Here is a 716-nt window from a genome sequence, read left to right as displayed (position 1 = left end):
ATCGGGGTTGCGGACAGTGTCTGGTGGGTAGTTTGACTGGGGCGGTCTCCTCCCAAAGCGTAACGGAGGAGCACGAAGGTTAGCTAATCCTGGTCGGACATCAGGAGGTTAGTGCAATGGCATAAGCTAGCTTGACTGCGAGCGTGACGGCGCGAGCAGGTGCGAAAGCAGGTCATAGTGATCCGGTGGTTCTGAATGGAAGGGCCATCGCTCAACGGATAAAAGGTACTCCGGGGATAACAGGCTGATACCGCCCAAGAGTTCATATCGACGGCGGTGTTTGGCACCTCGATGTCGGCTCATCACATCCTGGGGCTGAAGTAGGTCCCAAGGGTATGGCTGTTCGCCATTTAAAGTGGTACGCGAGCTGGGTTTAGAACGTCGTGAGACAGTTCGGTCCCTATCTGCCGTGGGCGCTGGAGAATTGAGGGGGGCTGCTCCTAGTACGAGAGGACCGGAGTGGACGCATCACTGGTGTTCGGGTTGTCATGCCAATGGCACTGCCCGGTAGCTAAATGCGGAAGAGATAAGTGCTGAAAGCATCTAAGCACGAAACTTGCCCCGAGATGAGTTCTCCCTGAGACTTTAAGTCTCCTGAAGGAACGTTGAAGACGACGACGTTGATAGGCCGGGTGTGTAAGCGCAGCGATGCGTTGAGCTAACCGGTACTAATGAACCGTGAGGCTTAACCTTACAACGCCGAAGATGTTTTGGCG

General features: G+C 54.9%; 1 rRNA gene. It reads left to right on the top strand.

The features are described 5' to 3' along the window. Positions 1-693, top strand: a 23S ribosomal RNA gene (locus tag QLG03_RS06075); the annotation flags it as partial. Positions 694-716: the final 23 nt, after the last annotated feature.

This window comes from Klebsiella sp. V115_8 (genome assembly GCF_029967715.1).
In the GTDB taxonomy this organism is placed as follows: Bacteria; Pseudomonadota; Gammaproteobacteria; order Enterobacterales; family Enterobacteriaceae; genus Klebsiella; species Klebsiella quasipneumoniae.
The sequence above is the reverse complement of the archived record's forward strand: the minus strand, read 5'-3'. Positions and strand labels throughout refer to the sequence as shown.